Genomic DNA, 22,090 nt, shown 5'->3' on the forward strand with positions numbered 1-22,090 from the left:
GTGGTTCGACCCAGAGAACGTGGGGCAGCAGGGGTCCCACCCGCGCCCCACTCATGATCCAGAGGACATAGCCAATTGGCTATGTCCTCTGGATATCGTTGGTGCGCCGCCAGGGACTCGAACCCCGAACCCGCGGATTAAGAGTCCGCTGCTCTGCCAGTTGAGCTAGCGGCGCTCGTTCGGCAACGGAGAGAACATTAGCACCCCGCTGAGCGGGGCTCCAATCCGGTTACCCGGGTCCCCCCTTCGGTCGAGCTTACCGGGCAGAAAGGGCCAAACCGACCACTGCGGCAGGTGCAGGGGCGTGGGTCGCGGCGTTGATGCGGCACGATGTCCGCCAGGTACGCGAGAACAGAGGTGGGGATGGCACGGTTCACGCGAGCCGGGGCGGTGGTGTGTGCTCTGACCCTGGTGGCGTCGCTGGCACTGACCGGGTGCGGCGACGAGCAGAAGAAACCGGAATTCGTTGGTGGCGCCGCGTCGAGCGCGAGCGCCGGCGCCGATGCCGACGCGGCCCAGCCCGGCACGTCGGCCGCGCCGAGCGGCCCCGCGTTGGCGCTGAACCCGGCCGACGGCACGAAGGACCGACCGGTGAGCTCGGAGATCAGCGCGAAGCTGCCGGATGGTGGGAAGGTCTCCGAGGTCACCCTGTCCGCCGAGGGCGGCGGCGCGGTGGAGGGCAAGCTGCGTACTGACGGTTCCGCCTGGGTACCGTCGGCCCCACTGAAGTACGGCACGCGCTACACGGCCACGGTGACCGCGTCCGCTGCCGACGGCACGAGCAGCCAGGGCACCAGCAGCTTCACCACGATGGCCAAGCCGAAGTCGACCGTCGGGTCCGGCCTGTACCTGTTCGACGACAAGAGCTACGGGGTGGCCATGCCGGTGGTCACCGAGTTCCACCCGGGCATCCCGAAGAAGGACAGGGCGGCGGTGCAGAAGCGGATGTTCGTCCGCACCGACCCTCCGCAGCCGGGGGCCTGGCACTGGGTCGACAACGGCACGCAGGCCTACTACCGGGCGCCGGAGTACTGGAAGTCGGGCACCACGATCACCGTACGGATCGCGCTGGCCGGGGTGCCGCTCAGCAACGGCAGGTACGGCGACATGGACCGCAGGGCCACCGCCAAGATCGGCCGGTCGTTCGTGATGAAGGTCGACAACGCGACCAAGAAGATGACGGTGTACGAGAACGGCGCGCTGGTCCGTACCGTGCCGGTGAGTCTGGGCAAGAAGAGCACCCCGTCGTCCAGCGGGACCATGGTGGTGATGGAGAAGAAGGAGTCCACGGTCTTCGACACCCGTGACGACCCGGACCCGAGCAACCGCTACGTCACTGATATCGACTTCGCCCAGCGGCTGACCTGGGGTGGTGAGTACATCCACGCCGCGCCCTGGTCGGAGCACGTGCAGGGACGGGAGAACGTCTCGCACGGCTGCGTGAACGTGTCGACGGCGAACGCCCGGTGGCTGTTCGACAAGACGCGGATCGGTGATCCGATCACGGTGAAGGGCACCGAGCGCAGGCTCGCCGCCGGCAACGGCTGGACGGCGTGGAGTTTGAGCTGGTCACAGTTCGTCAAGGGCAGCGCTCTGCCGGTGCCCAAGGGTGGGTCCGGGCCCACGCTCTGAGCGACCCGGCGTCCGCGCCGGCCCGTGCGATGGTGCGGGTCGGCGCGTACCCTTCACTGCTCAAGACGCGGCGGCGCTGCCCGCAGCCCCTCAGTCCCCGGTACGGAGACGAGCCAGGCTCACGAATCGCCGGATTCTAGCAAAATCCGGGCATAATTGTCGGCGTGTTCCGGTTCACCCTCGGCAACCGGGGCCGGTTCTGACGCGTCTGTAAGAGACGATGGGTCACGGGACCACGACTGTGAGGAAATCATGCGAGCTAGCCAGCACCAGCTGAACCGGCCCGGTGGGCGGCGCCGCGTGTTCGCGGCGGGGCTTCTCGCCGTGGCGCTGGCCTTCACCTCCGCCTGCACCGACGACAAGGGCGGCAAGCCGTCCTCGTGGCAGGGCGGCGGCGAGAGCCCGGCGCCGAAGGCGGCGGCCACCATCAGCGAACCGGCAACCGACGCCAAGGACGTACCGGCATCAACCGGCATCACGTTCAGCTCGAAGGACGCCGTGCAGACCGCCGTCGAGCTCAAGGACGCGGCCGGCAAGACGGTCGAGGGCGCCGTCGCCGCCGACGGCAAGACCTGGCTGCCGGCCGGGGCGCTGGACTACGGGACGACCTACACGGCCACGGTGACCGCCACCGGCGACGACGATCGTCCGGCCACCGCGACCAGCACCTTCACCACCATGGCCAAGCCGGGTAACCAGGTGCGGGTCAGCAGCTTCCTCGGCGACAACCAGGTGGTCGGGGTCGGAATGCCGCTGATCGTGAAGTTCAGCCGGGGCATCCCGGAGGACTACCGCGACGACGTGCAGCGGCGGATGACGGTGACCTCCACGCCGGCCCAGGAGGGCATCTGGCACTGGGTCAGCCCCACCGAGGTCCGGTACCGGCCGAAGACGTTCTGGAAGGCCGACACCAAGGTCTCCTACCGGGTGCAGGCTGGCGGCCTGCCGCTGGGCAGCGGCTGGTACGGCCGGGCCGACCTCAGCGTGGACGTCAAGATCGGCGCTGCGGTGGTCATGACGGTGGACAACAAGACCAAGCGGATGACGGTGACCAGGAACGGCGCCGTGATCAAGACGATTCCGGTCAGCCTGGGCAAGAAGAGCACCCCGTCGTCCAGCGGGACCATGGTGGTGATCGAGAAGCTGCGCAAGACGGTCTTCGACACCATGGAGGAGCTGGGCCCGGAGGAGGGCTACCGCACGAAGATCGACTTTGCCCAGCGGCTCACCTGGGGCGGGGAGTTCATCCACGCGGCTCCGTGGTCCGAGGGGCAGCAGGGCAGCGTGAACGTGTCGCACGGCTGCGTGAACGTGTCGATGGCCAACGGTGACTGGCTGTTCAAGAACACCCAGGTCGGCGACCCGATCACGGTCAAGGGCACCGAGCGCAAGCTGCAGAACGGCAACGGCTGGACCGACTGGAACATGAGCTGGGACGAGTACGTCAAGGGCAGCGCCCTGCCGTACGAGCCGCCGGCCGACCCGGACGCCACCCCGACCCCCGCGGCGGAAACCCCCACGCCCACCCCGACCGCCTGAGAATCCCGCAAAGCCGGACGCCCCCTCCGTCGGAGGGGGCGTCCGCATGTCGTCGACCCGGGGGTTCGCCCACAACGAGTCAGGCCCCCTCGCTGGAGGGGGCCTGAGTCATATCGCTGGGTGACTGAGGGGAATTGAACCCCCGACAACCGGGACCACAACCCGGTGCTCTGCCAACTGAGCTACAGCCACCACGCCGCCGACGCCCGGTCGATCGCCCCGGGCGGGGTGCGGACCAATAATAGCCACATCACCGCGGACCGCGTCCAGCGGGTTGCCGGGTCCCGCGTGGGACAGCCGCGACCAACGCCACGCCGACGCCCGGGTCAGAGCTCGGCGGCGATGCCCCTGGCTGTCTCCACATCCGGGCCGGGCAGCGGCACGAAGAGTGTCCGTCGGTAGTACTCCAACTCCCGGATGCTCTCCCGGATGTCGGCCAGCGCCCGGTGCGCCAGGCCCTTCTGCGGCTGGCCGAAGTACACCCGGGGGTACCACCGGCGGCACAGTTCCTTGATCGACGAGACATCGATCATGCGATAGTGCAGGTGCGCGTCGAGGCGGGGCATGTCCCGGGCGATGAAGCCCCGGTCGGTGGCGATCGAGTTGCCGCACAGCGGGGCGGTACGCGGATCCTTGACGAAGCTGCCGACGTACTCCAGAACCCGGTCCTCGGCCTCGGCCAGGGTCACCGCCGAGCGGCGCACCTCCTCGGTGAGGCCGGACTTGGCGTGCATCGTCCGGACGATCTCCGGCATCGCCTCCAGTGCGGCCTCGTCGGCGTGGATCACCACGTCGACGCCGTCACCCAGAACGTTGAGGTCGGGATCGGTGACCAGCGCCGCGACCTCGATCAGCTTGTCGCTGCCAAGGTCCAACCCGGTCATCTCACAGTCGATCCAGACGAGGAGATCAGCCACCGGGACAGCCTACGCGCAGCCCACGACCCGCGGCTGCGCGCTCTCGACCGGGCAGCCCGCTAGGGTTTCTCAAGTGCAAGCCGAACCCGTCGCACCGCCAGCCGTCACCGAGGACGATCCCGGCGGCCGGATGGTCCGTCGGTTGGTCGCCGTCGTGGCGCTGCTCGCCGTGCTGCCGGCGCTCTACCTGCCCGGCCTGGTGCACAACTTCTTCGACCTGAAGATCTACATGTCCGCCATGGACTGGTGGACGGCCGGCAACCCGCTCTACGACTACGTCCAGCCGGATCGGGTGCAGGGTGAGCTGTACTTCACCTACCCGCCGTTCAGCGCGTTGCTGCTCTGGCCGTTCGGTCTGCTCAGGCTCGGCGCCACCGTGACCATCTTCACGGTGCTCACGGTGCTGGCCGTGGTGCTGACGACCCGGTGGTTGGTGACGCCGGTGATCGCCAGGCACGACCTGCCGCGGACGTTCACCCTGACCGTCGCCGTGCTGCTGGTGCTGGCGGTGGAGAGCACCCGCGAGACGATCACCTTCGGGCAGATCAACATGCTCCTGGTCGTGCTGATCCTGGCCGACCTGCTGTTCGCCGTACCGCAGGCACGTCGCTGGGCCGGCGTCGGCATCGGGCTGGCGACGGCGCTCAAGCTCTTCCCGGGCATCTTCATCGTCTACCTGCTGGTGACCCGTCGCTGGCGGGCGGCCGCGGTGGCGAGTGCGACGGCTGCGGCGGCGACCCTGCTCGCGGCGGCCATCGCGCCGGATGACTCGTGGCGGTTCTGGACCCGCGAGCTGTGGGACAACGACCGGGTGGGCCGCACCGACTACACCGGTAACCAGTCGCTGTTCGGCCTGCTCAGCCGGTTCACCGCACCGGAGAAGCCGGATCGGCTGCTCTGGCTGGCGTTGGTCGCCGTGGTGGCCGGCTACGGGTTGTGGCGGGCGGTCCGCGCCGCCCGGGCCGGCGACGCCCTGACCGGGCTGACCCTGACCGGCCTGGTCGGCGCCCTGATCAGTCCGATCACCTGGACCCACCACATCTACTGGTTCGTGCCGGCGGTCGTGCTGCTCGCGGACGCCGCGCTGAGCGCCGACCACCCGGACGAGGTACGCCGACGGCGGTGGCTGGGCGGCCTCGCGGTGGGCACCAGCGCTTTGATCATCTACGGCGTGGTCTCGTTCCAGGACTGGGGCGTGGCCCCGGTCCGCACCGACGACCCGGTGGACTTCGTGATGCGCAACGGCTACGTGCTGCTCAGCCTGCTGCTGCTGGTGGTGCTGCCCATTCGGGCCGAGCGCGGTCCCAAAAATCGCACCAAATGGACAGAGCTGCCCAGTAGCCGCTAACGGCGCTAATCTGGTCTCACCTACCTCAAGCGTCGCTCGGGTAGCACCGATCCCCCGGTGAAGGTGGCCCTCCGCGTCGGCAGCGCGGCGGGCCACCCGCCGTTCCGTCCGCCGGCACCTGCACCTGCACCGGCTCGGCCGTCGACTCCGGGGTGGCTGGCGGCCAGGCCAGGCTCAGCGTCACCTCCGGTCGCGGCGGCGCGTCCAGGTCGGCGAGGGTCGCCGGCCGGGCCGGTACGGCGCCGATCGCCGACCGGGACGGCTCTCCCACGCCGGACCCCACCCTGGCGAGCTGCCGCTCGGCCGGCAGCGGCCGCGCCACCCCGGCGTCCCCGACGGGCGGGGCACCCAGACCCGTCAACGAACTGACCCCGAGCCGCCCCGCGAGCACCGGCACCTGGTCCGGCTCGACCACGAAGACCACCTCACGGGGGCGCGACGGCCGCAGCAGGAGCAGCACCGCGCACACGACCAGCAGCACCCCCGCGGCGAGCAGTCCCCAGGTGGTCGGAGTGGCCCAGGCCGCCCGCAACTCGGCGCGCAGATCCAGCGCCAGGTCGCCACCGCCGTCGGGGCGCATCACCACCAGACTCATCGGCTCGCCGGCCAGATCACTGCCACTCCACTCCAGCGAGCCGATTCCCTCGCGTACCCAGAACGGGCGACCGAGCGGGGTCACCGACCCGGCGGCGGCCGGAGCCTCGGTGGCCGGGCCGGCCGGGTCCGTTCGGACCGGCAGCGGCCCCCGGGCCAGCGCCACCCGACGGATCGAGGCGTGCGGAACCGGCTCCAGCCAGCGGCGCACCTCGGCGGTGGGCGCCAGGCCGACGAAGGCCGGGCCGTCCGGCGTGCGGGCGTCCAACCGCAGCCGGGTCTGCGCGGTACGGGCGAACGGCGCCTCCTGCCGCAGCAGTCGGTCGAGGTCGGTGACCACGACCGCGTGGCCGGACGTGCGGACCGTCTCGAACCGGGCGGCGAAGGTCCCTCCGGGGTCCGCGTGCCGGGTCACCAGCCAGAGCGCACCACCGGCGAGCAGCGCCGGAATCCCGATGACCAACAACAGCACTCCGGCGATCGCCCGCACGAACCGCATCCGCTCCGTCTCCCTCCGTAGCCAGGTACCCGGCAGACCTTACCGACGCAGGCGGGCTGATCAGGGGATATCCACGGCACGGCCGGATCCGGGACCGGAAAGCGCGCTGGCCCACCGGATCACTCCGGCGGGCCAGCGGGGTACGGCGGGGTCAGGACCTGACGACCGGCTCCCGGCGCGTCCGGGCGAACGCGAGGCCACCCAGCACGAGACCGGCCAGGCCGGCGACGAGACCGGCGATGCCGAGGCCGATCGCGGTTCCGTCACCCTCGTCGTCGTCGTTCGTCGCCGCGGCCGCGGCTGCCGGCGCGGCCGACGCCGACGCCGAGGCCGACGGTGCTGCCGCGGTCAGCGCGAGCACCGGCGCGGGGTGCTCCGGCTCCGCGCCACCGGCCGCCGGCGGGTCGATCCAGCGCACCACGGTGCCGTCCGAGTAGGTCTGCAGCGTCTTGAAGACCATCGACTCGACCGTCGGCAGCGGCCCCATCGACACCGGGAACTCCTGGAACTGCCCCGGCTTGACCGCCGCGTCGCCGGTGGCCGTCCAGGTCAGCTTTGCCACCGCCTCGGTGATCGGAGTGCCGTGCACCTCGATCGGCGGGTCCACCTTGCGCTTCTCCACGGCGACCGTCCAGCCGGGTACCGGCATGGTCGACACGGAGCCGACCGGCGCGTTCTCCGGCAGCACCACCTCGATCTTGGTGGTCGACGCGGTGTCGCTCTCGGTGGGCACCCGGAACGCCACCCGGGCGTAGCCGCCCTGGGTCGCCTCCTTCGGGTTCACGGTGACGTGCGCGGACGCCGGGCCGGCGAAGCCGAGTACGGCGGTGGCGACGGCGGTGAACGCCAGGGCGGCAGCGGCGGTTGCGGTTCGCCGGAAACGGATCATGGAATTGAGGAACCTCTCTAACGGATGGGCACGGTGGCGGTCACCGTGGCCTGGTCGATGTCGGTCGTACGCGCCGTGATCTGCAGTTGCCAGTCACCGGCGGCCGGCAGGCTGACGTCGCCGTAGGCGTGGTTGTCCGTCAGCGGCAGCAACGGGATCTCGATCGGCTCGATCCCGGCCGAGGGCAGCGCTGCGGTCGCCCGCCATTCCACCACCGGCTGCGGCTTGTTGTCCTTGGTGTACGCGTACAGGTGCAGCGAGTTGTTGCCCCGCGCGGCCGGGTCCAGCTCGACCTGGATCGAGAAGAGCGGGCTGGACAGGGTGGTGGTGAAGAGACCGGCCTGGGTGCCGGCCGGCTCGGCCACGGCGGTCCGCGCGGGCGTCGTCTGCACCAACGTCGCGGACAGGCCCAGCACCACGACGGTGACGGCCAGCTCCACCCAGACCGCCCGGCGCACCGGCACCGGCCGCTGCGCCGCGGTGCGTCGGCGCACCAACTGCCGGGAGTACGCGGCCACGGCGATCACCACGGCGAACAGCGCGATCTTCGCCAGCAGCAGCCGCCCGTACGTGGTGCCGAACAGGGCGTCCAGGGTGGCCACCTCGATCAACCCCTGGACGGTGCCGGCCAGCAGCAGCGCCGAGACGGCCAGTGCCGCCCAGCGCGACCAGATCGGCAGGATCGCGCTCAACTCGCGCTCGTCGGCCTGGCGCAGCAGGAAGCCGCCCAGCATCAGCAGGCCGCCCAGCCAGACCGCCATGCTGCCCAGGTGGATCGCGTCGACGACCACGGAGACCGCCGGCGCCGGGGACGCCGCCGGGTGGCCGGCCAGCGGCCAGGTCAGCAGGGTGGCCCCGCCGATCACGGCCAGGATGATCGCGTCGGTGCGGCCGGACGGGCGGTCCAGCAGCGGGCGGAGCAGGAACGCCGACGCCGCCAGCAGGCCGAGCCGGATCAGGTGGGCGGCGCCGAAGGTGCTGCCGAACACGCTGCCGAACCCCTCGCCGGTGACGTCGAAGAGGCCGCCGCCAGCGGTGTAGGGCACCTGGAGCCACAGGTCGGCGAGGGTGGCGAAGGCCACCAGGCCGAGACCGGTCCAGGCCAGCCGGGCCGGCCCCCGCCGGGACAGCCGGCGCGGCCACAGCGCGGCGAGCACCAGCGCCGGGCCGATCAGCAGCACCAGGCCGGCGTAGCCGAGGAAACGGGCCACCTTCACCGCGGTCTCGACCACCGGGTTGGCTCGGCTGTCGTCGCCGTTGTCGACCGGTGGCGTCGACGGCGCGCCCACCGAGTAGGTGAACGCGCCGGAGACCGGGTGGCTGTCGGCGGAGATCACCCGGAAGCTGACCAGGTAGGTGCCACGCTCGCCGGCCGGGTCCACCGGAATGGTCACCGTGGCGCCGTCGAAGCTCGGCTCACCCCGGTCGGCCCGCGAACCGCTCGGCCCGATCACGCGGATCTTGCCAGGGACCTTGCGTACCGACTCGCTGAAGGTGAGAACCACCTTGGTCGGCTCGTTCGGCACCACGGCCGAGGCTGCCGGGCTGCTGCTCTCCAGCACCGCGTGGGCGCTGGCAGGGGTGGCCGGGGCGATCAGCAGGGCGACGACGGTGACCAGGAGGCCGGCGGTGGCGGCCAACCGGGCGAGCCAGCGGCGGAGGGCGACAGTCATGATGGCCATGCTCGCCGACGGGAGTCGACCTCGGCCACCCGAGTGGGGTGAGTGGCTCACCCGTCGCCCGCCGACAGCGCCGCGCGTACGTGGTCGCAACTCATGAACGGGTAGTCGGCTCACGGCGGGGAAAAGTTCCCGACGTGGCGCAGACCATCCGGGGCCGAAGCGCCCTGCCGTCGCGCCGCGCGCCGCGTAACCTGGCTTGTCGTGATCCCCGTCCCGCGAGACACCGGTGCCGCCGCTTCGGCCGACCCGGCCGATGGCGTCGTCCGAGACGCGGCCACCGAATGGGCGCTGACCGCGCGCGACGGCGACCCGACCGCCCAGGCCGCGTTCGTCCGGCTGACCCAGGTCGAGGTCTGGCGCTTCGCCGCCGCCCTGGTCGACCCGGACAGCGCCGACGACCTGACCCAGGAAACCTACCTGCGGGCGTTCCGGGCCCTGCCCGGTTTCGAGGGTCGATCCAGCATCCGGACGTGGCTGCTCGGCATCGCCCGCCGGGCCTGCGCCGACCACCTGCGTACGGTGGTCCGCCGTCGGCGACTCGACGAGCGGCTGGCGGCGAACGCGTACACCGACCGACCGCACCCGGACCCGGCGGGCCAGCTCGGGGCCGCCGACCTGGTCGGCCGGTTGAGCGCCGAGCGGCGCGCCGCGTTCGTGCTCACCCAACTGCTCGGCCTGTCGTACGCCGAGGCCGCCGCCGTCGAAGGGGTGCCGGTGGGCACCATCCGCTCCCGGGTCGCCCGGGCCCGCAACGAGCTGGTCGAGGCGGTCGGCGACGCCATGACCGGCTGAACCCGGAACTTCCGGCGAGGACGGGACGACAAATGACCGTGACAGGACCTCCCACCCGGGCAGCCCGCTGGTCCGCCGTCCGTCCCTGGCTCGGTGTCGCGGCCCGACTCGGTCTCGCCGCCGTCTGGCTGGTCGCCGGCGCGTCGAAGGTCGGTGACCTGGCGGCCTCCGGCCGGGCCGTCAACGCCTACCAGGTGCTGCCGTACGACGTGGCGACCGTGGTCGGTGCCGCGCTGCCCTTCGTCGAGCTGGCGCTCGGCGTGCTCCTGCTGCTCGGGCTGGCCACCCGGCTCAGCGCGGCGGTCTCCGTCGCACTGCTGGTCGTCTTCGTCGCGGGCATCTCGTCGGCCTGGGCGCGTGGCCTGTCCATCGACTGCGGCTGCTTCGGCAGTGGCGGGCAGCTCGCCGAGGGACAGGCACCGAGTTACCTCCCGGAGATCCTACGTGACCTGGGATTCTTGGTGCTGGCCGGATTCCTCCTGATCTGGCCGCGTACGCCCGTCTCGGTGGACGGGTGGTTGTCCGCCGAACCTGCCGAGGAGGACGAGGATGAGTAATCGCAAGGGGCAGCGGGACGCGGCCCGGGTGGTCCGCCAGCAACTGGCTCGCGAACGGCGCCGCAAGCGCACGTTCTGGATCTCCACGGCCGCGGTGGTCGTGCTGATCATCGCCGGCCTGGTGGGCTGGAGCGTCTGGTCCGGCCAGCGTTCCGACCACTTCACCACCCCGCCCGGCGCCAACGCGGACGGCACCGGCATCGCCGCCGGCGGCGGGCCGGTCACCGTCGACGTCTACGAGGACTTCCAGTGCCCGGTCTGCAAGCAGTTCGAGCAGACCACCGGGGTGACGCTGGCGCAGTTGGTGGCCGACAACAAGGCGAAGGTGGTCTACCACCCGGTGGCGTACCTCAACCGCTTCTCCACCACGGAATACTCCACCCGCTCCTCGGCCGCCTCCGGCTGCGCCGCGGCCGGCGGCAAGTTCCGCGACTACGCCAAGGCGCTCTTCGACCAGCAGCCCCCGGAGGGCAGCGCCGGGCTTCCCGACGACCAGCTGATCGACATCGGCGTCGGCGTGGGGCTCGACCGGGGCTCGTTCGGAGGCTGCGTCAAGGACAAGACGTACCGGACGTGGGTCGAGCACGTCACCGACGAGGCCAGCCGGAGCAACGTCACCGGCACGCCGACCGTCCTGGTCAACGGTCAGCCGCTCGCCGACCGCAGCCCCCAGGGCCTCACCTCCGCCGTGGCGGCGGCCGGCTAGTGATCCGTACCCTGTTGGCCCGTGCCGCCCTGGTCGCCGCCGGCGCGTGCGCGGCCACCCTGCTGACCGCGGCCCCCGCCGCCGCGCACGGCGCCGACGCCCCGGACGGCACCGACTACCGCACCCGGACCAGCGGGGTCGCACCCGCCCGAGCCGGGCTGGCGGTACGCGTGGTGGAGGCGGGTGCCCGGCTGGAACTGACCAACCGCACCGGCCGCGCGATCGAGGTGATCGGCTACTCCGGTGAGCCCTACCTGCGGATCGGCCCGGACGGGGTGTTCGAGAACAGCCGGTCCCCCGCCACCTACCTGAACCGCACGATCGCCGGTGACACCACGCTGCCCGCCGAGGCGGACCCGGCGGCCCCGCCGTCCTGGCGCCGCATCGCCGACGGGACCACGGTGCGCTGGCACGACCAGCGCGCGCTCTGGCGGGAGTCGACACCACCGGACGCCGTGCGCGCCGCCCCGGAGCGCGAGCAGCGGGTCCGGGACTGGACGGTCCCACTGCGCGACGGTGACGACCCGGTGCAGATCGTCGGCACGCTGGACTGGGTGCCGCGACCGGACACGTACACCTGGTGGGCGGTGACCATCGTGGGGGTGCTCGTGGTGGGCGCGCTCGGGCTGCTCGCCGCCGCACAGGCCGGCTCCCGGGCGCTGGCCGTGCTGGGCGCGCTGCTTGTCGCCGGCGGCGCGGTCGCCGTGCTGTATCCGGTCGGCCGGGAACTGGACGCCGGCGCGCAGGGGGTGGGCGGGGTGCTGGTCGGGCTGCTGGCCGGGCAGGTCTGGTCGCTGCTCACCGGCCTCGGCGCGATCGCCGCCGGCTGCTACGCGCTGGCCCGACGCCCGGCCGCCGACTTCGCGGTGGCGCTGGCCGGAGCCTGCCTGGCGCTCCTCGCCGGAGTGGCGAACGCCGCCGTGTTCAACAGGTCCGTCGCACCACTGCCCTGGCCGGCCGAGATCGCCCGGATCATGGTGGCAGTCGTGCTGATCACCGGTGCGGGAGCGACGGCCGCCGGCGTACTGCGCCTGCACGCCGCCTCCCGGACCCCCGCTCCCGCCCGGACCTGACCCGCTGACGTGTCAGGGGCGCGCAGCGAAGCCGTACGGAAGTTCCAGGCGATGGCGGGCCAACAGGGTGGAATCGGCCAGCAGGTCGAGGGTCGGCGCATCGGCGACGATCCTGCCGGCGTCCAGGATCACCGAACGCTCGCACAGCTCAGCCGCGTACGGCAGGTCGTGCGTCACCATCAGCAGGGTCACCGGCAGCCCGCGCAGGATCTCGGCCAGCTCACGTCGGGCCGCCGGGTCCAGGTTCGACGACGGCTCGTCCAGCACCAGGATCTCCGGGTGCATGGCGAGCACGGTGGCGACCGCCACCCGACGGCGCTGCCCGAAGGAAAGGTGCTGTGGCGCCCGGTCCCGGTGCTCACCCATTCCCACCGCGGCGAGCGCCTCGTCGACGCGGGCGGCCAACTCCGCGCCCCGCAGGCCCAGGTTGGCCGGCCCGAACGCGACGTCCTCGGCAACCGTGGGCAGGAACAGCTGGTCGTCCGGGTCCTGGAAGACGATCCCCACCCGGCGACGCACCTCGGCCAGGGTGGCCCGGGCCGTCGTCACGGTCAGCCCACCGACACTCACGCTGCCCTCGGCCGGGGTGAGGATGCCGTTGAGATGCAGCACCAGCGTGGTCTTACCGGCGCCGTTCGGCCCGAGCAACGCCACCCGCGCGCCGCGCGGCACCGTCAGGTCCACCCCGTGCAGGGCCACCTGCCCGTCCGGGTACGCGTACCGAACACCACGAACGTCCAGCGAGACAGCGGTCTGCACGGCACCGATCATGTCAGCACGACGGCGGCCGCGGCGATCGAGGCCGCCAACACGGGCACGGTCGCCGCGACCAGCCACTGGCCGGTGGTCGCCGCGCCGTCGCCCTGCCACACCGCGGGCATCCGCCCGGTGTAGCCCCGCGACAGCATCGCCAGGTACACCCGTTCGCCGCGTTCGAAGGCCCGGAGGAACAGCGCCCCGATCCCGGCGGCGAAGCCACGCAACTGCCACAGGAAGCGCGGGTCGTCACCGCGGGAGATGCGCGCCACCCGCATCCGCCGCGCCTCGCCGACCAGCACGTCGAGGTAGCGCAGCATGAACGTGGCGATCTGGGTGAGCACCTGCGGGCAGCGCAGCCGGTCCAACCCCACGATCAGGTCCCGGGTGGTGGTGGTCGCGGCGAGCAGCAGCGAGGCGAGGACACCCAGCGTGCCCTTGGCCAGGATGTTCCAGGCGCCGTGCAGGCCGTCCTCGGAGAGCCGCAGGCCCAGCACGTCGACCCGTGGGCCGGCGCCGAGGAACGGCAGCGCGACCGCGAAGAGCACGAACGGCAGCTCGATGAGCGCCCGGCTGAGCAGCCACCGCGGCCCCACCCGGGCCAGCACCGCCACCGCGGCCACCAGCAGGGCGTACGCCCCGAAGGCCCAGAACGCCTCGCGCGGAGTGGCCACCACGGCGATGGTGAACACCACCATCGCCACGATCTTCACCTCGGGCGGGAGCCGGTGCACGGGAGACGCCGTCTCCCGGTACAGCACGTGCCCGTGACCGGCACCCATCCGCGTGTCCCCTGCTCAGCCGGTCGCGCCGGCGCGGGACGTCGCCGCGTCGTCCTCGGTGGGCGTCGCGTCCCCGGTGAGCGTCGCCGTGTCGTCCGTGGTCGACGAGGTGCCGCGGCGGCGCAGCAGCCAGAAGCCGCCGACGCCGATCGCGAAGGTGAGCAGCACCCCGAGCACCCCGGAGAGACCGGTGGAGAGGAAGTCGTTGCCGACCCCCCGCACCCCGTAGTCGGCGAGCGGGCTGTCGCCCAGCTCGTGCTTCCGGGCCTGCTGGGCCGGGCAGTTGCCACCGACGATGGTGTCGTCGGCGTCGACGGTGCAGCCCTTCAACAGGGAGGAGTCCAGCCCGTCCGGGTGGGACGAGGCGTAGTTGCTGACCACCCCGGCCAGCAGCAGGGCGACCAGGAGCCCGCCGAACAGGAAACCCCAGGAACGGTTCTTCACCGGGCACCTCCGAGGACCGGGACCGCGGGAGCGGACGTCGACCGCAGCCCACGCAACGCGTAGACGAGATCGGGGCGGACCTTCGCGACCGTGAGCACGGTCGTCGCGGTGATGAGGCCCTCGCCGATGCCGATCAGCAGGTGGACCCCGGCCATGGTGCCCGCCAGGCCGGCCAGATTGCTGCCCAGGTCGGTGGTGCCGCCCAGCCAGTACTCCAGGACGAAGCCCTGCGACGCGACCACCACGCTGATCATCGCGGAGAGGAACGCGGTCACGGCCAGGCCGACCCGCGTACGCGGCAGCACCCGCAACAACACCGCGATCAGCAGGTAGGCCGCGGCGGTGCCGATCAGCGCCATGTTGGTGATGTTGAGGCCGAGCATCGCGACACCGCCGTCACCGAAGACCAGGGCCTGCACGACCAGCACCACGGCCACGCAGAGCGCCCCGACCCACGGGCCGACGAGCATCGCGGCGAGCGCGCCCCCGAGCAGGTGGCCGCTCACGCCGGCCGTGAAGATCGGAAAGTTGAGCATCTGGACGGCGAAGATGAACGCGGCCACCAGGCCGGCCATCGGCGCCAGCCGGTCATCCAGATCGCGGCGGCCGCGCAGGACGCAGCCGGTGAGCGCGGCGAGAGCGAGCGCCGCGAAGACCGCTGCGACGGGACCATCGATGATCCCGTTCGAGATGTGCATCGCCAGGGTTTCCACGCGACCTCCCACGCGTCAGCAGACCCGTCCGGGCCGGCGAGGTCAGCCTATTTCCCATACCTCGTAGTTGCCAGACCATTGCAACAACGCATGTCCTTGATCACCTTTCTCCTCCGGCGCCGGACCCCCGGCACCGCGATCGACGGTCACGCCACTCCGGCGCCTTCCACCCGGGTCGACATCGACGCGGCCGGCGGTAGGGTCGGGCCATGACCGCGCCCGACCGCCTGTCCCCCGGTGACCCCGCGCCCGAGTGGGTGCTGCCCACCGACACCGGCGACCAGCTCGCCCTGACCGATCTGCGAGGCCGAAAGGTGGTCCTGTACGCCTACCCGGCGGCCATGACCCCCGGCTGCACCAAGCAGGCCTGCGACTTCCGCGACTCACTCGCCTCACTCCAGGTCGCCGGCTACGAGGTGGTCGGCATCTCCCCCGACAAGCCGGAGAAGCTGGCGAAGTTCCGTGACCGCGACGCGATCACCTTTCCGCTCGTCTCGGACGTCGACAGGGCGGTGCTCAACGCCTACGGCGCGTACGGCGAGAAGCAGCTCTACGGCAAGACCGTCACCGGCGTGATCCGCTCGACCTTCGTCATCGACGCCGACGGCAAGATCGAGCGGGCGTTCTACAACGTCAAGGCCACCGGGCACGTCGCCAAGCTCCGCCGCGACCTCGGCCTGGACTGAGGCTGTCGTACCGGCCCGCTACTGTGCGTCAGTGGTCCGATACAAATACACACCCGAGGCACTGGCAGAAGCAGCCGCCGCCGCGCGCAACATCACCGAGGTGATGCGACTGCTCGGCGTACGCATCAGCGGTGGCTCGCACGCCCACATCAGTCGCCAACTCAAGAGGTTCGGCGTCGACATGTCCCATTTCACGGGGCAGGCTCACAACAAGGGGTGCCGAGGCGCACGGCGCACCACATCATCGCAGCTCCTCGTTGAGCTGCCAGAAGGGTCTCGCCGGACGCCGGGCGTGCGGTTGAAGTGGGCCCTGGCCACGCTCGGGGTGCCAGATGAGTGCGAGGAGTGCGGAATAGGACCAGTCTGGCGAGGCGCGTCACTCATCCTGCATGTCGATCACATCAACGGTGACTTCCTCGACAATCGGCCACCCAATCTGCGGCTCCTCTGCCCGAACTGTCACAGCCAGACCGCGACCTACGCCGGCCGCCGGAAGAGCGCTCCTGATCTCACCGTCCCAGCAGGACCGGCGCTCGGGGTCGAGGAGCGCTTGCACGAGACAACCGGTGCCGGTCGCCGACCTGCAACGCGGGAGGAACTCGTTGACCTGTTCGGTCGGGTCGACGCGCAGCGGATGACAGCCATGGAAGCGGCACGGCAGCTGGGCTTCCACCCGGCATATCTCTACAAAGTTCGACGGAGACTTGAGCAGGAGGGCATCCTGACGCCGCACGGCGATCGTCGTTGGCGTTCAAGGGCTCATCGCGACGCGGTGATAAGACAGGCGCTGGCACATCCAGATGTTGGAGCGAAGCGGCTATCAGCGATTCTCCGCAACTTGCCGTACGGGGGATGCAACGCGAGTCACGGTACGATCTCGACCATCCTCAAGGAGGCGGGCCTCAACACCGCCGAAGCCCGACGCTCTAGACTCTCCGATGTACGCGGGAGTGGCGTAACTCGGCAGCCGCGCAGGTCTTAGGAACCTGTATCCGGAAGGATGTGGGGGTTCGAATCCCCTCTCCCGCACAGAGAAGCCGATAGACCCTGTCGGACGCGTCACGATCGGCGACCGCGAGCCGGCCGTCGGGTCAGGATGGCGGGCGTGAGCCTGCGCTTCGTTCTCGACCCCGACCTGAGCCCGCAGATGCGCGCCGAGATCGTCGCCCTCTGGGTGGAGGTCACCAACGCCGGTGGCGCGGTCGGCTTCGTAGCCCCGGTCACCGCCACCGACGTCCGCGTCATCGCCGACCCGACCTTCGCGGGGATCACCGACGGGCCGGACCGGCTGCTGGTCGGGTACGCCGGTGACCGGCTCATGGCGGTGCTGATCTTTTGTGACAACCGGTTCGCGCTCAAGGCCCACTGGTGTGTGCTGAAGCGGGTGATGGTCCACCCGGAAGCCCAGGGCACCGGGTACGGCTCGGCGTTGATGCGCGAGGCCGCCCGGCTGGGCCGCGAGTTGGGCCGCGAGGCGCTGCACGTGACGGTGCGGGACGGGCTGGGGTTGGACGGGTTCTACCGCCGCCTGGGATTTCGGGAGATCGGCCGGCTGCCGGGGGCGTTGCGGGTGGCGGCCGGCGACGACCGGGACGAGATCCTGATGTGGCTGGATCTGACACCACCCGACTGATCGGCCAGCCGGCACAGCACCGTCGACCGGTCAGCCGGCACACCAGCGTGCCGTCGCCCCGGCCGGTCGGGTGGCCGGCGGGTCGGCCTTCGCCGGGACCGGCGCGCTCGTCCCGGCCACCTCGGCCGGGCGGCGGGCCGGCGTCGGCGTACCGCCACCTCGGGTCGGGGACGGCCGCGCCGAGGCGGGCGGACGCGGGGTGGCCGCCACGGCGCCGGCCGGGTACATCCGGGCCGCGCTGGTCTGCACCTGGCCGGGCGCCATCCGGATGCCGGCGACGGTGACCCGCTGCCCGTACACGTCGGTCACCCGCACGCCGTACGGGCCGGGACCGGCGCCGGAGGCGATCAGCCAGTAGTTGTAGTCCTGCCGCACGGCCGCCCGCCACGGCCCGCTGTCGCCCTGCCGGACCTCGACGGCGCGCAGCGGGTTGCCGTGGTTGCCCACCCGGACGGCGAACCACCACTGTGAGGCGCCCTCCTTGATGCGGAAGGTGAGCGGGCCGGGCAGCGGCGGGTTGGCCACCGCGCGGTAGGTGACCGGGACGAGACCCTTGACCGGGTCGGCGATCCGGGCGAACGCCTCCCGGGACAGGTCGAGATGCCCGGGGGCGCACTCCGGGCACTGATCCATGATCAGGACGCGGATGGTGCCCTTCGGGCCGGTCACGTCGAGAAACCCGCCGCAGGCGGCGCCTGCGGCGTACTCGGTGGGACCGAGCGCCACGTAGAGCCGGTTGGCCGGCGCGGCCGGGTTGGAGCAGTTGCCGCCGGCGCCGTTCGAGTCGTAGAAGGTGGCCTTGCCACTGTGCGTGGCGGTGCCGGCGGGCGGCGCGGCGGCGAGTGTGCGGCCGGCGGCGCAGGCGGGCGTGGAGCCGGAGCGCAGCGTCAGGGTGAGCCCGAGAGCCGCCGCGAGGACGGTGACGCCGGCGGCGACCAGCCAGGGCAGCGGGCCGGACGGGGGCGCGGGCCGCTCGTCCGGAGCCCGATCCAGGTCGAGCTCGATGTCGACGCCGCCGGGAGCGCTTCCGTCCGTCACGACGGCGATGCTGCCGGACCCGTGCGGGACCGGACAAGCCGGCTAAGCCAAAGCTAAGACAGCATCAACGGACGGTGACCGGTGCGTTCCCGAAGCAGACCGACCGGTCAGGATTCGATGACCAGCGGAGCGCCGACGGTCAACGGTCCAGTGTCGACGGGCACGAGATTCAGTCCGAAGAGGAGCTTCTGTCGGACGTTGCGATACCGCCCGAGCGTGCGCAGCGGCTCCTTCGCGCGTACACCGGTCTCCTGGTCGGTGGTGGTCACCACGCAACGGTCGCACGGCCCGGCGGCGCGGAACCGCCGGTCGCCGATGCGGACCGGCCGGCCGGCCCAGTCGTCCTCGGCCCAGGCCGTTGCCCCCTCGACCACGAGGTTGGGCCGGAACCGGGCCATCGGCACCGGCGCCTCCCCCGCCTCGGTCAGCCAGTCGTTGAGCGCGTCGAGGGAGGCGTTGTTCGCCAGCAGCAGTGGATAGGCGTCGGCGAAGCTGACCTGGTCGCCGGTGTCGTACCCGCGGTCCTCGGCGGGCAGGTGCCGGGTCGGCCGCGCCAGCCAGACCAGCCGGACCGGCCGGGCGAGCAACGCGCCGAGCCAGGCATCGGCGGCCGGGCCGGCCGGCAGCGCCGGGACCGGGAGTTTCCGGTTGCGGAAGGTGCGCACCGCCACCGGATCGTCGTCGGCCGGCTCGGGCACGTCCAGGTCGGGCTGACCGTCGGCGCGCAGCACGAGACCCCCGGGACGCACGGCGGCGCGCAGGCCGACCAGCCGGGTGGTCTCCCGCTGTGTGACGCCGACACCGTCGGCATCCACCACCATCCACCGCCGGTCGCCGGCCAGCCCCCACGGCTGCACGAACGCGCCGTCGTGGTCGAGGCGGTGGCAACCCTTGACGGGGTACGTGTGGATCGAAGTCAGCCGCACCCGGTCACCATGCCACGTCGATGGGTCGCCGGGGAACCAGAGGTTGGCCGGGCTCTTCCCGTGGCGGAGTGGCGTCCAACGCCGCTTCAGGCCAGGTTCGGCGAACAAATTTTTCGGTCAGGATGTGGAGCCCGTATGGCCCGGATGGGGGGTACGTGGCCGTAACCCGCAATCAGTAGCATCGCGGCATGCAGTATCGCCAGGAGTACGTGGAGCCCGAAACCCAGTTCATCGAAGCGCAGCCGCCACCGGAGCCGACCGAGGCGGCGCGTCCGCGACGTCGCCGGTGGCGAAAGATCGCACTGATCACCTTCGTGGTCATTGCGTTGCTGGGTGGCGGCGGTCTCGTCGCGGGCGGACTCTACTTCCGCTCGATCAATTCCGGGATCGAACGTGTCGACGCCTTCGAGGGGGTTCCCGAGGAGTCCCGGCCGCAGGTGGTCGCCACGGGCGCGATGAACATCATGATCCTCGGCAGCGACTCCCGCGATCCGGACAGCAGCTCCGGCTCCCGGACCGACACCATCATCCTGGCCCACCTTCCGAAGGATCGACAGAGCGCTCAGCTCATCGCGATCCCCCGCGACAGTTGGGTCAGCGTGCCGGAGTCGCCGCAGGGGCGGGGCGGCCGGGACGCGAAAATCAACGCGGCGTTCGCGTGGGGTGGCGTTCCACTGATGGTGCAGACCCTGGAAAAGTTCACCGGCGTGCGCATCGACCATGTGGCGATGGTCGACTTCGCCGGCTTCAAGGAAATCGTCGACGCTCTCGGTGGCATCGACGTCACCGTGGACAAGGCCTTCACGTCGAAGCACTCGTTGAATCCGGACGGCCGGCGGGAGTTCGTCGCGGGTCCGCAGGTCATGGACGGGGCGACCGCGCTGGACTACGCCCGCGAGCGGTACGCGTTCGCCGACGGCGACTTCACCCGGATCAAGCACCAGCAGCAGGTCATCAAGGCAATCCTGGACAAGGCCGCCAGCGGCGGCACTTTGGCCAGCCCCACCAAGCTGAACTCCTTCGTCCGGGCCACCGCAGATGCGGTCGCCGTGGACCAGTCGATGTCCCTGGTGGACCTGGCGATGGAACTGCGGCACCTGCGCAGCGGCAACCTCGGCTTCTACACCTGCCCCACGGACGGCACTGGCCAGAAGGGCACCGAGAGTGTCGTCCTGGTCAACAAGGACAAAGCTGACAGAGTCTTCGACGCGGTCCGTCGCGACTCCGTTGATGGGATCGCCTCGGCAATCAAGTAGGCACTTGAATCAACCCTTCGTCTATACCGACGGGCCTGACCTGGTCGTATCCTTCCTTGGCCCTTCGGCATGAGACTGCCTGGCCGAAGGCCTCACGGGGGAGGGTCGACCATGTCAGGTCATTCAACGAGAAGCCGTTCCAGCACATCCGAGACGTGGGCAGGCGAGCAATCCCAGCCCCCGCGCTCGATGGAGCCGCCAGCGAACGGGCCGGGAGCCGCGCCAGCACCGCGGCGGCCCGGCCTGGAGACGACCGCGGTCCTGCCGTACGCGGGGTCCCGGGCCTCGTCTCGGACGCGCCTGCTGCGGGTCTGGATGATGACGGTTCCGATCGACATCGCGGCGCTACTCTTCCCGCTGCTGGTGTCCCAGACCTACTGGCGCGGCACACTCGTCAACGCCGGGCTCACCATGACCATCTTCGCGGCCGGCGGGCTCTACCAGGCCCGCCGGCACGTGAGCATCCTCGACGAGTTGCCGAGCCTCACCGGGCGTCTACTGGCGTCCGCCGCGGTGGTGGCCATCATCGCGGCGGAGCGCCACGCTTCGGTCGAGTACGTCGGCAACTTCATGCGCGGCGTCGCCATCTCCGCCGGCTTCGTCATCATGGGCCGGGCACTCAGCCGAGCCCTCACCATCCTGGTGCGCAAGCGCCGTTGGGTGGAGCACAACGCCATCATCGTCGGCAGCGGCCCGGTCGCCCTGGAGTTGGCCCGGCTGCTGCGTCGCTACCCGCAGTACGGCCTGCGGTTCGTGGGCTGTGTCGACGTGTCGGCACAGCAGGACTCCGACACGCTCCCGCTCCTCGGTGGCCTGACCGACCTGGACAAGCTGGTCCGGGTGCTGAAGTGCGAGGTCCTGGTCATCGCCGATCCGGACTGCCCGGAGTCCGTGCTGATGGAGGCCCTGCTGCAGCCACGCAGCTCACGCTGCGACCTGTGGGAGGTGCCACGCCTGTGGGGTTCCCGGTCTCAGGGCGGGTACCCCGACCACATCGGGGCCATCCCGATCGTCAAGGTCGGCGATATCTCGCTCTCCGGGCCACGCTGGGCGATCAAGCGGGCGTCGGACATGCTGTTCGCTGGCCTGGCCCTGATCATGCTGAGCCCGGTGCTGCTGTTGTGCGCGCTCGCGACGTTCATCGACGGTGGGCGCGGCATCTTCTTCTACCAGGAGCGGATCGGCCGGTTCGGGCAGACGTTCAAGGTCGTCAAGTTCCGGTCGATGCGCCCGGTCGACGAGACCGAGTCGCAGACGAACTGGTCGATCGCGAACGACCGGCGGGTCGGCCCGATCGGTCGGTTCATGCGCCGCACGTCCCTGGACGAGCTGCCCCAACTGTGGAACATCTTGCGCGGCGACATGAGCGTCGTCGGGCCGCGACCCGAGCGCCCGTACTTCGTCGAGAAGTTCTCGGCGGAGTACCCGAACTACGCGATGCGGCACCGGGTCCCGGTGGGTCTGACCGGGCTCGCCCAGGTCAGCGGCTTGCGCGGCGACACGCCGATCTCCGACCGGGCGCGGTTCGACAACTACTACATCGAGAACTGGTCGCTCTGGCTGGATTGCAAGGTCGTGCTCCGGACGGTCGCCGAGGTCTTCCGGGGCGGTGGCCGCTGAGGGCCAGC

General features: G+C 71.1%; 22 protein-coding genes and 3 tRNA genes. 12 read left to right on the forward strand and 13 right to left on the reverse strand.

Going from position 1 to position 22,090, the window contains the following annotated elements:
* Positions 1-99: 99 nt before the first annotated feature.
* Positions 100-175, reverse strand: a tRNA-Lys gene (locus ACLJN9_RS21585).
* A gap of 188 nt (positions 176-363) precedes the next feature.
* Here ACLJN9_RS21585 and ACLJN9_RS21590 point away from each other — a divergent pair.
* A complete protein-coding gene (locus tag ACLJN9_RS21590) occupies positions 364-1,632 on the forward strand; it encodes an Ig-like domain-containing protein (protein WP_410813258.1) in 1,269 nt (422 codons plus the stop codon).
* Between the two features lie 252 nt (positions 1,633-1,884).
* A complete protein-coding gene (locus ACLJN9_RS21595; RefSeq protein WP_410813259.1) occupies positions 1,885-3,171 on the forward strand; it encodes an Ig-like domain-containing protein in 1,287 nt (428 codons plus the stop codon).
* Positions 3,172-3,290: 119 nt separating this feature from the next.
* On the opposite strand, the gene ACLJN9_RS21600 is transcribed toward ACLJN9_RS21595, so the two are convergent.
* Both ACLJN9_RS21600 and orn read right to left on the reverse strand, forming a co-directional pair.
* Positions 3,291-3,363 (reverse strand) — tRNA-His (locus tag ACLJN9_RS21600).
* A 134-nt stretch (positions 3,364-3,497) separates the two neighbouring features.
* On the reverse strand, positions 3,498-4,088 hold the full coding sequence (gene orn / locus ACLJN9_RS21605) for an oligoribonuclease (RefSeq protein ID WP_410813260.1): 591 nt from the start codon (positions 4,086-4,088) through the stop codon (positions 3,498-3,500).
* Positions 4,089-4,161: 73 nt separating this feature from the next.
* Between orn and ACLJN9_RS21610 the strand changes: the two genes are divergently transcribed.
* Positions 4,162-5,436 (forward strand): glycosyltransferase family 87 protein, encoded by a 1,275-nt coding sequence (locus tag ACLJN9_RS21610; protein WP_410813261.1) that lies wholly within the window; start codon positions 4,162-4,164, stop codon positions 5,434-5,436.
* A 25-nt stretch (positions 5,437-5,461) separates the two neighbouring features.
* Here ACLJN9_RS21610 and ACLJN9_RS21615 read toward each other — a convergent pair whose 3' ends face one another.
* The 3 genes from ACLJN9_RS21615 to ACLJN9_RS21625 all read right to left on the reverse strand — a co-directional run bounded on the left by ACLJN9_RS21615 (position 5,462) and on the right by ACLJN9_RS21625 (position 9,100).
* Entirely contained in the window at positions 5,462-6,529 is a 1,068-nt protein-coding gene (locus ACLJN9_RS21615; protein ID WP_410813262.1) for a hypothetical protein, read from the reverse strand.
* 151 nt (positions 6,530-6,680) lie between these two features.
* Complete coding sequence (locus ACLJN9_RS21620; RefSeq protein ID WP_410813263.1) at positions 6,681-7,418, reverse strand: YcnI family protein; 738 nt, start codon at positions 7,416-7,418, stop codon at positions 6,681-6,683.
* 17 nt (positions 7,419-7,435) lie between these two features.
* Positions 7,436-9,100: a copper resistance CopC/CopD family protein gene (locus tag ACLJN9_RS21625; protein WP_410813264.1), complete on the reverse strand. Its 1,665-nt coding sequence runs from the start codon at positions 9,098-9,100 to the stop codon at positions 7,436-7,438.
* A 201-nt stretch (positions 9,101-9,301) separates the two neighbouring features.
* On the opposite strand from ACLJN9_RS21625, the gene ACLJN9_RS21630 reads away from it, so the two are divergent.
* The 4 genes from ACLJN9_RS21630 to ACLJN9_RS21645 are packed head-to-tail and all read left to right on the forward strand — an operon-like array spanning position 9,302 to position 12,228.
* Positions 9,302-9,892 (forward strand): sigma-70 family RNA polymerase sigma factor, encoded by a 591-nt coding sequence (locus ACLJN9_RS21630; protein ID WP_410813265.1) that lies wholly within the window; start codon positions 9,302-9,304, stop codon positions 9,890-9,892.
* Positions 9,893-9,924: 32 nt separating this feature from the next.
* Complete coding sequence (locus ACLJN9_RS21635) at positions 9,925-10,449, forward strand: MauE/DoxX family redox-associated membrane protein (protein WP_410813266.1); 525 nt, start codon at positions 9,925-9,927, stop codon at positions 10,447-10,449.
* Positions 10,442-11,155 (forward strand): DsbA family protein, encoded by a 714-nt coding sequence (locus ACLJN9_RS21640; RefSeq protein ID WP_410813267.1) that lies wholly within the window; start codon positions 10,442-10,444, stop codon positions 11,153-11,155. The genes ACLJN9_RS21635 and ACLJN9_RS21640 overlap by 8 nt, the downstream gene beginning before the upstream one ends.
* Positions 11,155-12,228 carry a hypothetical protein gene (locus ACLJN9_RS21645; protein WP_410813268.1) on the forward strand — a complete coding sequence of 358 codons (1,074 nt, stop codon included), beginning with the start codon at positions 11,155-11,157 and terminating at the stop codon, positions 12,226-12,228. The genes ACLJN9_RS21640 and ACLJN9_RS21645 overlap by 1 nt, the downstream gene beginning before the upstream one ends.
* 12 nt (positions 12,229-12,240) lie before the next feature.
* Here ACLJN9_RS21645 and ACLJN9_RS21650 read toward each other — a convergent pair whose 3' ends face one another.
* Genes ACLJN9_RS21650 through ACLJN9_RS21665 form a run of 4 tightly spaced genes read right to left on the reverse strand, consistent with a single transcriptional unit; the run spans position 12,241 to position 14,923 of the window.
* Entirely contained in the window at positions 12,241-12,999 is a 759-nt protein-coding gene (locus ACLJN9_RS21650) for an energy-coupling factor ABC transporter ATP-binding protein (protein WP_410813269.1), read from the reverse strand.
* On the reverse strand, positions 12,996-13,766 hold the full coding sequence (gene cbiQ / locus ACLJN9_RS21655; protein ID WP_410813270.1) for a cobalt ECF transporter T component CbiQ: 771 nt from the start codon (positions 13,764-13,766) through the stop codon (positions 12,996-12,998). The genes ACLJN9_RS21650 and cbiQ overlap by 4 nt, the downstream gene beginning before the upstream one ends.
* Positions 13,767-13,781: 15 nt before the next feature.
* A complete protein-coding gene (locus ACLJN9_RS21660; RefSeq protein ID WP_410813271.1) occupies positions 13,782-14,210 on the reverse strand; it encodes a PDGLE domain-containing protein in 429 nt (142 codons plus the stop codon).
* The gene (locus ACLJN9_RS21665) at positions 14,207-14,923 is read right to left on the reverse strand and encodes an energy-coupling factor ABC transporter permease (protein ID WP_410813272.1); all 717 of its coding nucleotides are present in this window, start codon (positions 14,921-14,923) and stop codon (positions 14,207-14,209) included. Before ACLJN9_RS21665 ends, ACLJN9_RS21660 begins: the two co-directional genes overlap by 4 nt.
* A gap of 209 nt (positions 14,924-15,132) precedes the next feature.
* On the opposite strand from ACLJN9_RS21665, the gene bcp reads away from it, so the two are divergent.
* Positions 15,133-15,609: a thioredoxin-dependent thiol peroxidase gene (gene bcp, locus ACLJN9_RS21670; protein ID WP_410813273.1), complete on the forward strand. Its 477-nt coding sequence runs from the start codon at positions 15,133-15,135 to the stop codon at positions 15,607-15,609.
* A 376-nt stretch (positions 15,610-15,985) separates the two neighbouring features.
* On the opposite strand, the gene ACLJN9_RS21675 is transcribed toward bcp, so the two are convergent.
* Positions 15,986-16,282 (reverse strand): hypothetical protein, encoded by a 297-nt coding sequence (locus ACLJN9_RS21675; RefSeq protein WP_410813274.1) that lies wholly within the window; start codon positions 16,280-16,282, stop codon positions 15,986-15,988.
* A gap of 271 nt (positions 16,283-16,553) precedes the next feature.
* Between ACLJN9_RS21675 and ACLJN9_RS21680 the strand changes: the two genes are divergently transcribed.
* Positions 16,554-16,638: transfer RNA gene (locus ACLJN9_RS21680), tRNA-Leu, on the forward strand.
* A gap of 76 nt (positions 16,639-16,714) precedes the next feature.
* Positions 16,715-17,242: a GNAT family N-acetyltransferase gene (locus tag ACLJN9_RS21685; protein WP_410813275.1), complete on the forward strand. Its 528-nt coding sequence runs from the start codon at positions 16,715-16,717 to the stop codon at positions 17,240-17,242.
* A 30-nt stretch (positions 17,243-17,272) separates the two neighbouring features.
* On the opposite strand, the gene ACLJN9_RS21690 is transcribed toward ACLJN9_RS21685, so the two are convergent.
* Together ACLJN9_RS21690 and ACLJN9_RS21695 are read right to left on the reverse strand one after the other, a co-directional pair.
* The gene (locus ACLJN9_RS21690; protein WP_410813276.1) at positions 17,273-18,280 is read right to left on the reverse strand and encodes an expansin EXLX1 family cellulose-binding protein; all 1,008 of its coding nucleotides are present in this window, start codon (positions 18,278-18,280) and stop codon (positions 17,273-17,275) included.
* A 107-nt stretch (positions 18,281-18,387) separates the two neighbouring features.
* Positions 18,388-19,206, reverse strand: a complete 819-nt coding sequence (locus ACLJN9_RS21695; protein ID WP_410813277.1) for an MOSC domain-containing protein — start codon at positions 19,204-19,206, stop codon at positions 18,388-18,390.
* Between the two features lie 188 nt (positions 19,207-19,394).
* On the opposite strand from ACLJN9_RS21695, the gene ACLJN9_RS21700 reads away from it, so the two are divergent.
* Entirely contained in the window at positions 19,395-20,462 is a 1,068-nt protein-coding gene (locus tag ACLJN9_RS21700) for an LCP family protein (RefSeq protein WP_410813278.1), read from the forward strand.
* Between the two features lie 315 nt (positions 20,463-20,777).
* A complete protein-coding gene (locus ACLJN9_RS21705) occupies positions 20,778-22,082 on the forward strand; it encodes a sugar transferase (protein ID WP_410813279.1) in 1,305 nt (434 codons plus the stop codon).
* Positions 22,083-22,090: the final 8 nt, after the last annotated feature.

Source organism: Micromonospora sp. 067-2 (assembly GCF_046549295.1).
Taxonomy (GTDB): Bacteria; Actinomycetota; Actinomycetes; order Mycobacteriales; family Micromonosporaceae; genus Micromonospora.

What these genes read in the sequence shown, in the direction of transcription:
- ACLJN9_RS21590 (WP_410813258.1), top strand. Translation starts at nt 364, where the DNA reads ATGGCACGGTTCACGCGAGCCGGGGCGGTGGTGTGTGCTCTGACCCTG.
- ACLJN9_RS21595 (WP_410813259.1), top strand. Translation starts at nt 1,885, where the DNA reads ATGCGAGCTAGCCAGCACCAGCTGAACCGGCCCGGTGGGCGGCGCCGC.
- ACLJN9_RS21615 (WP_410813262.1), bottom strand. Translation starts at nt 6,529, where the DNA reads ATGCGGTTCGTGCGGGCGATCGCCGGAGTGCTGTTGTTGGTCATCGGG.
- ACLJN9_RS21620 (WP_410813263.1), bottom strand. Translation starts at nt 7,418, where the DNA reads ATGATCCGTTTCCGGCGAACCGCAACCGCCGCTGCCGCCCTGGCGTTC.
- ACLJN9_RS21625 (WP_410813264.1), bottom strand. Translation starts at nt 9,100, where the DNA reads ATGGCCATCATGACTGTCGCCCTCCGCCGCTGGCTCGCCCGGTTGGCC.
- ACLJN9_RS21635 (WP_410813266.1), top strand. Translation starts at nt 9,925, where the DNA reads ATGACCGTGACAGGACCTCCCACCCGGGCAGCCCGCTGGTCCGCCGTC.
- ACLJN9_RS21640 (WP_410813267.1), top strand. Translation starts at nt 10,442, where the DNA reads ATGAGTAATCGCAAGGGGCAGCGGGACGCGGCCCGGGTGGTCCGCCAG.
- ACLJN9_RS21650 (WP_410813269.1), bottom strand. Translation starts at nt 12,999, where the DNA reads ATGATCGGTGCCGTGCAGACCGCTGTCTCGCTGGACGTTCGTGGTGTT.
- cbiQ (WP_410813270.1), bottom strand. Translation starts at nt 13,766, where the DNA reads ATGGGTGCCGGTCACGGGCACGTGCTGTACCGGGAGACGGCGTCTCCC.
- bcp (WP_410813273.1), top strand. Translation starts at nt 15,133, where the DNA reads ATGACCGCGCCCGACCGCCTGTCCCCCGGTGACCCCGCGCCCGAGTGG.
- ACLJN9_RS21700 (WP_410813278.1), top strand. Translation starts at nt 19,395, where the DNA reads ATGCAGTATCGCCAGGAGTACGTGGAGCCCGAAACCCAGTTCATCGAA.
- ACLJN9_RS21705 (WP_410813279.1), top strand. Translation starts at nt 20,778, where the DNA reads ATGATGACGGTTCCGATCGACATCGCGGCGCTACTCTTCCCGCTGCTG.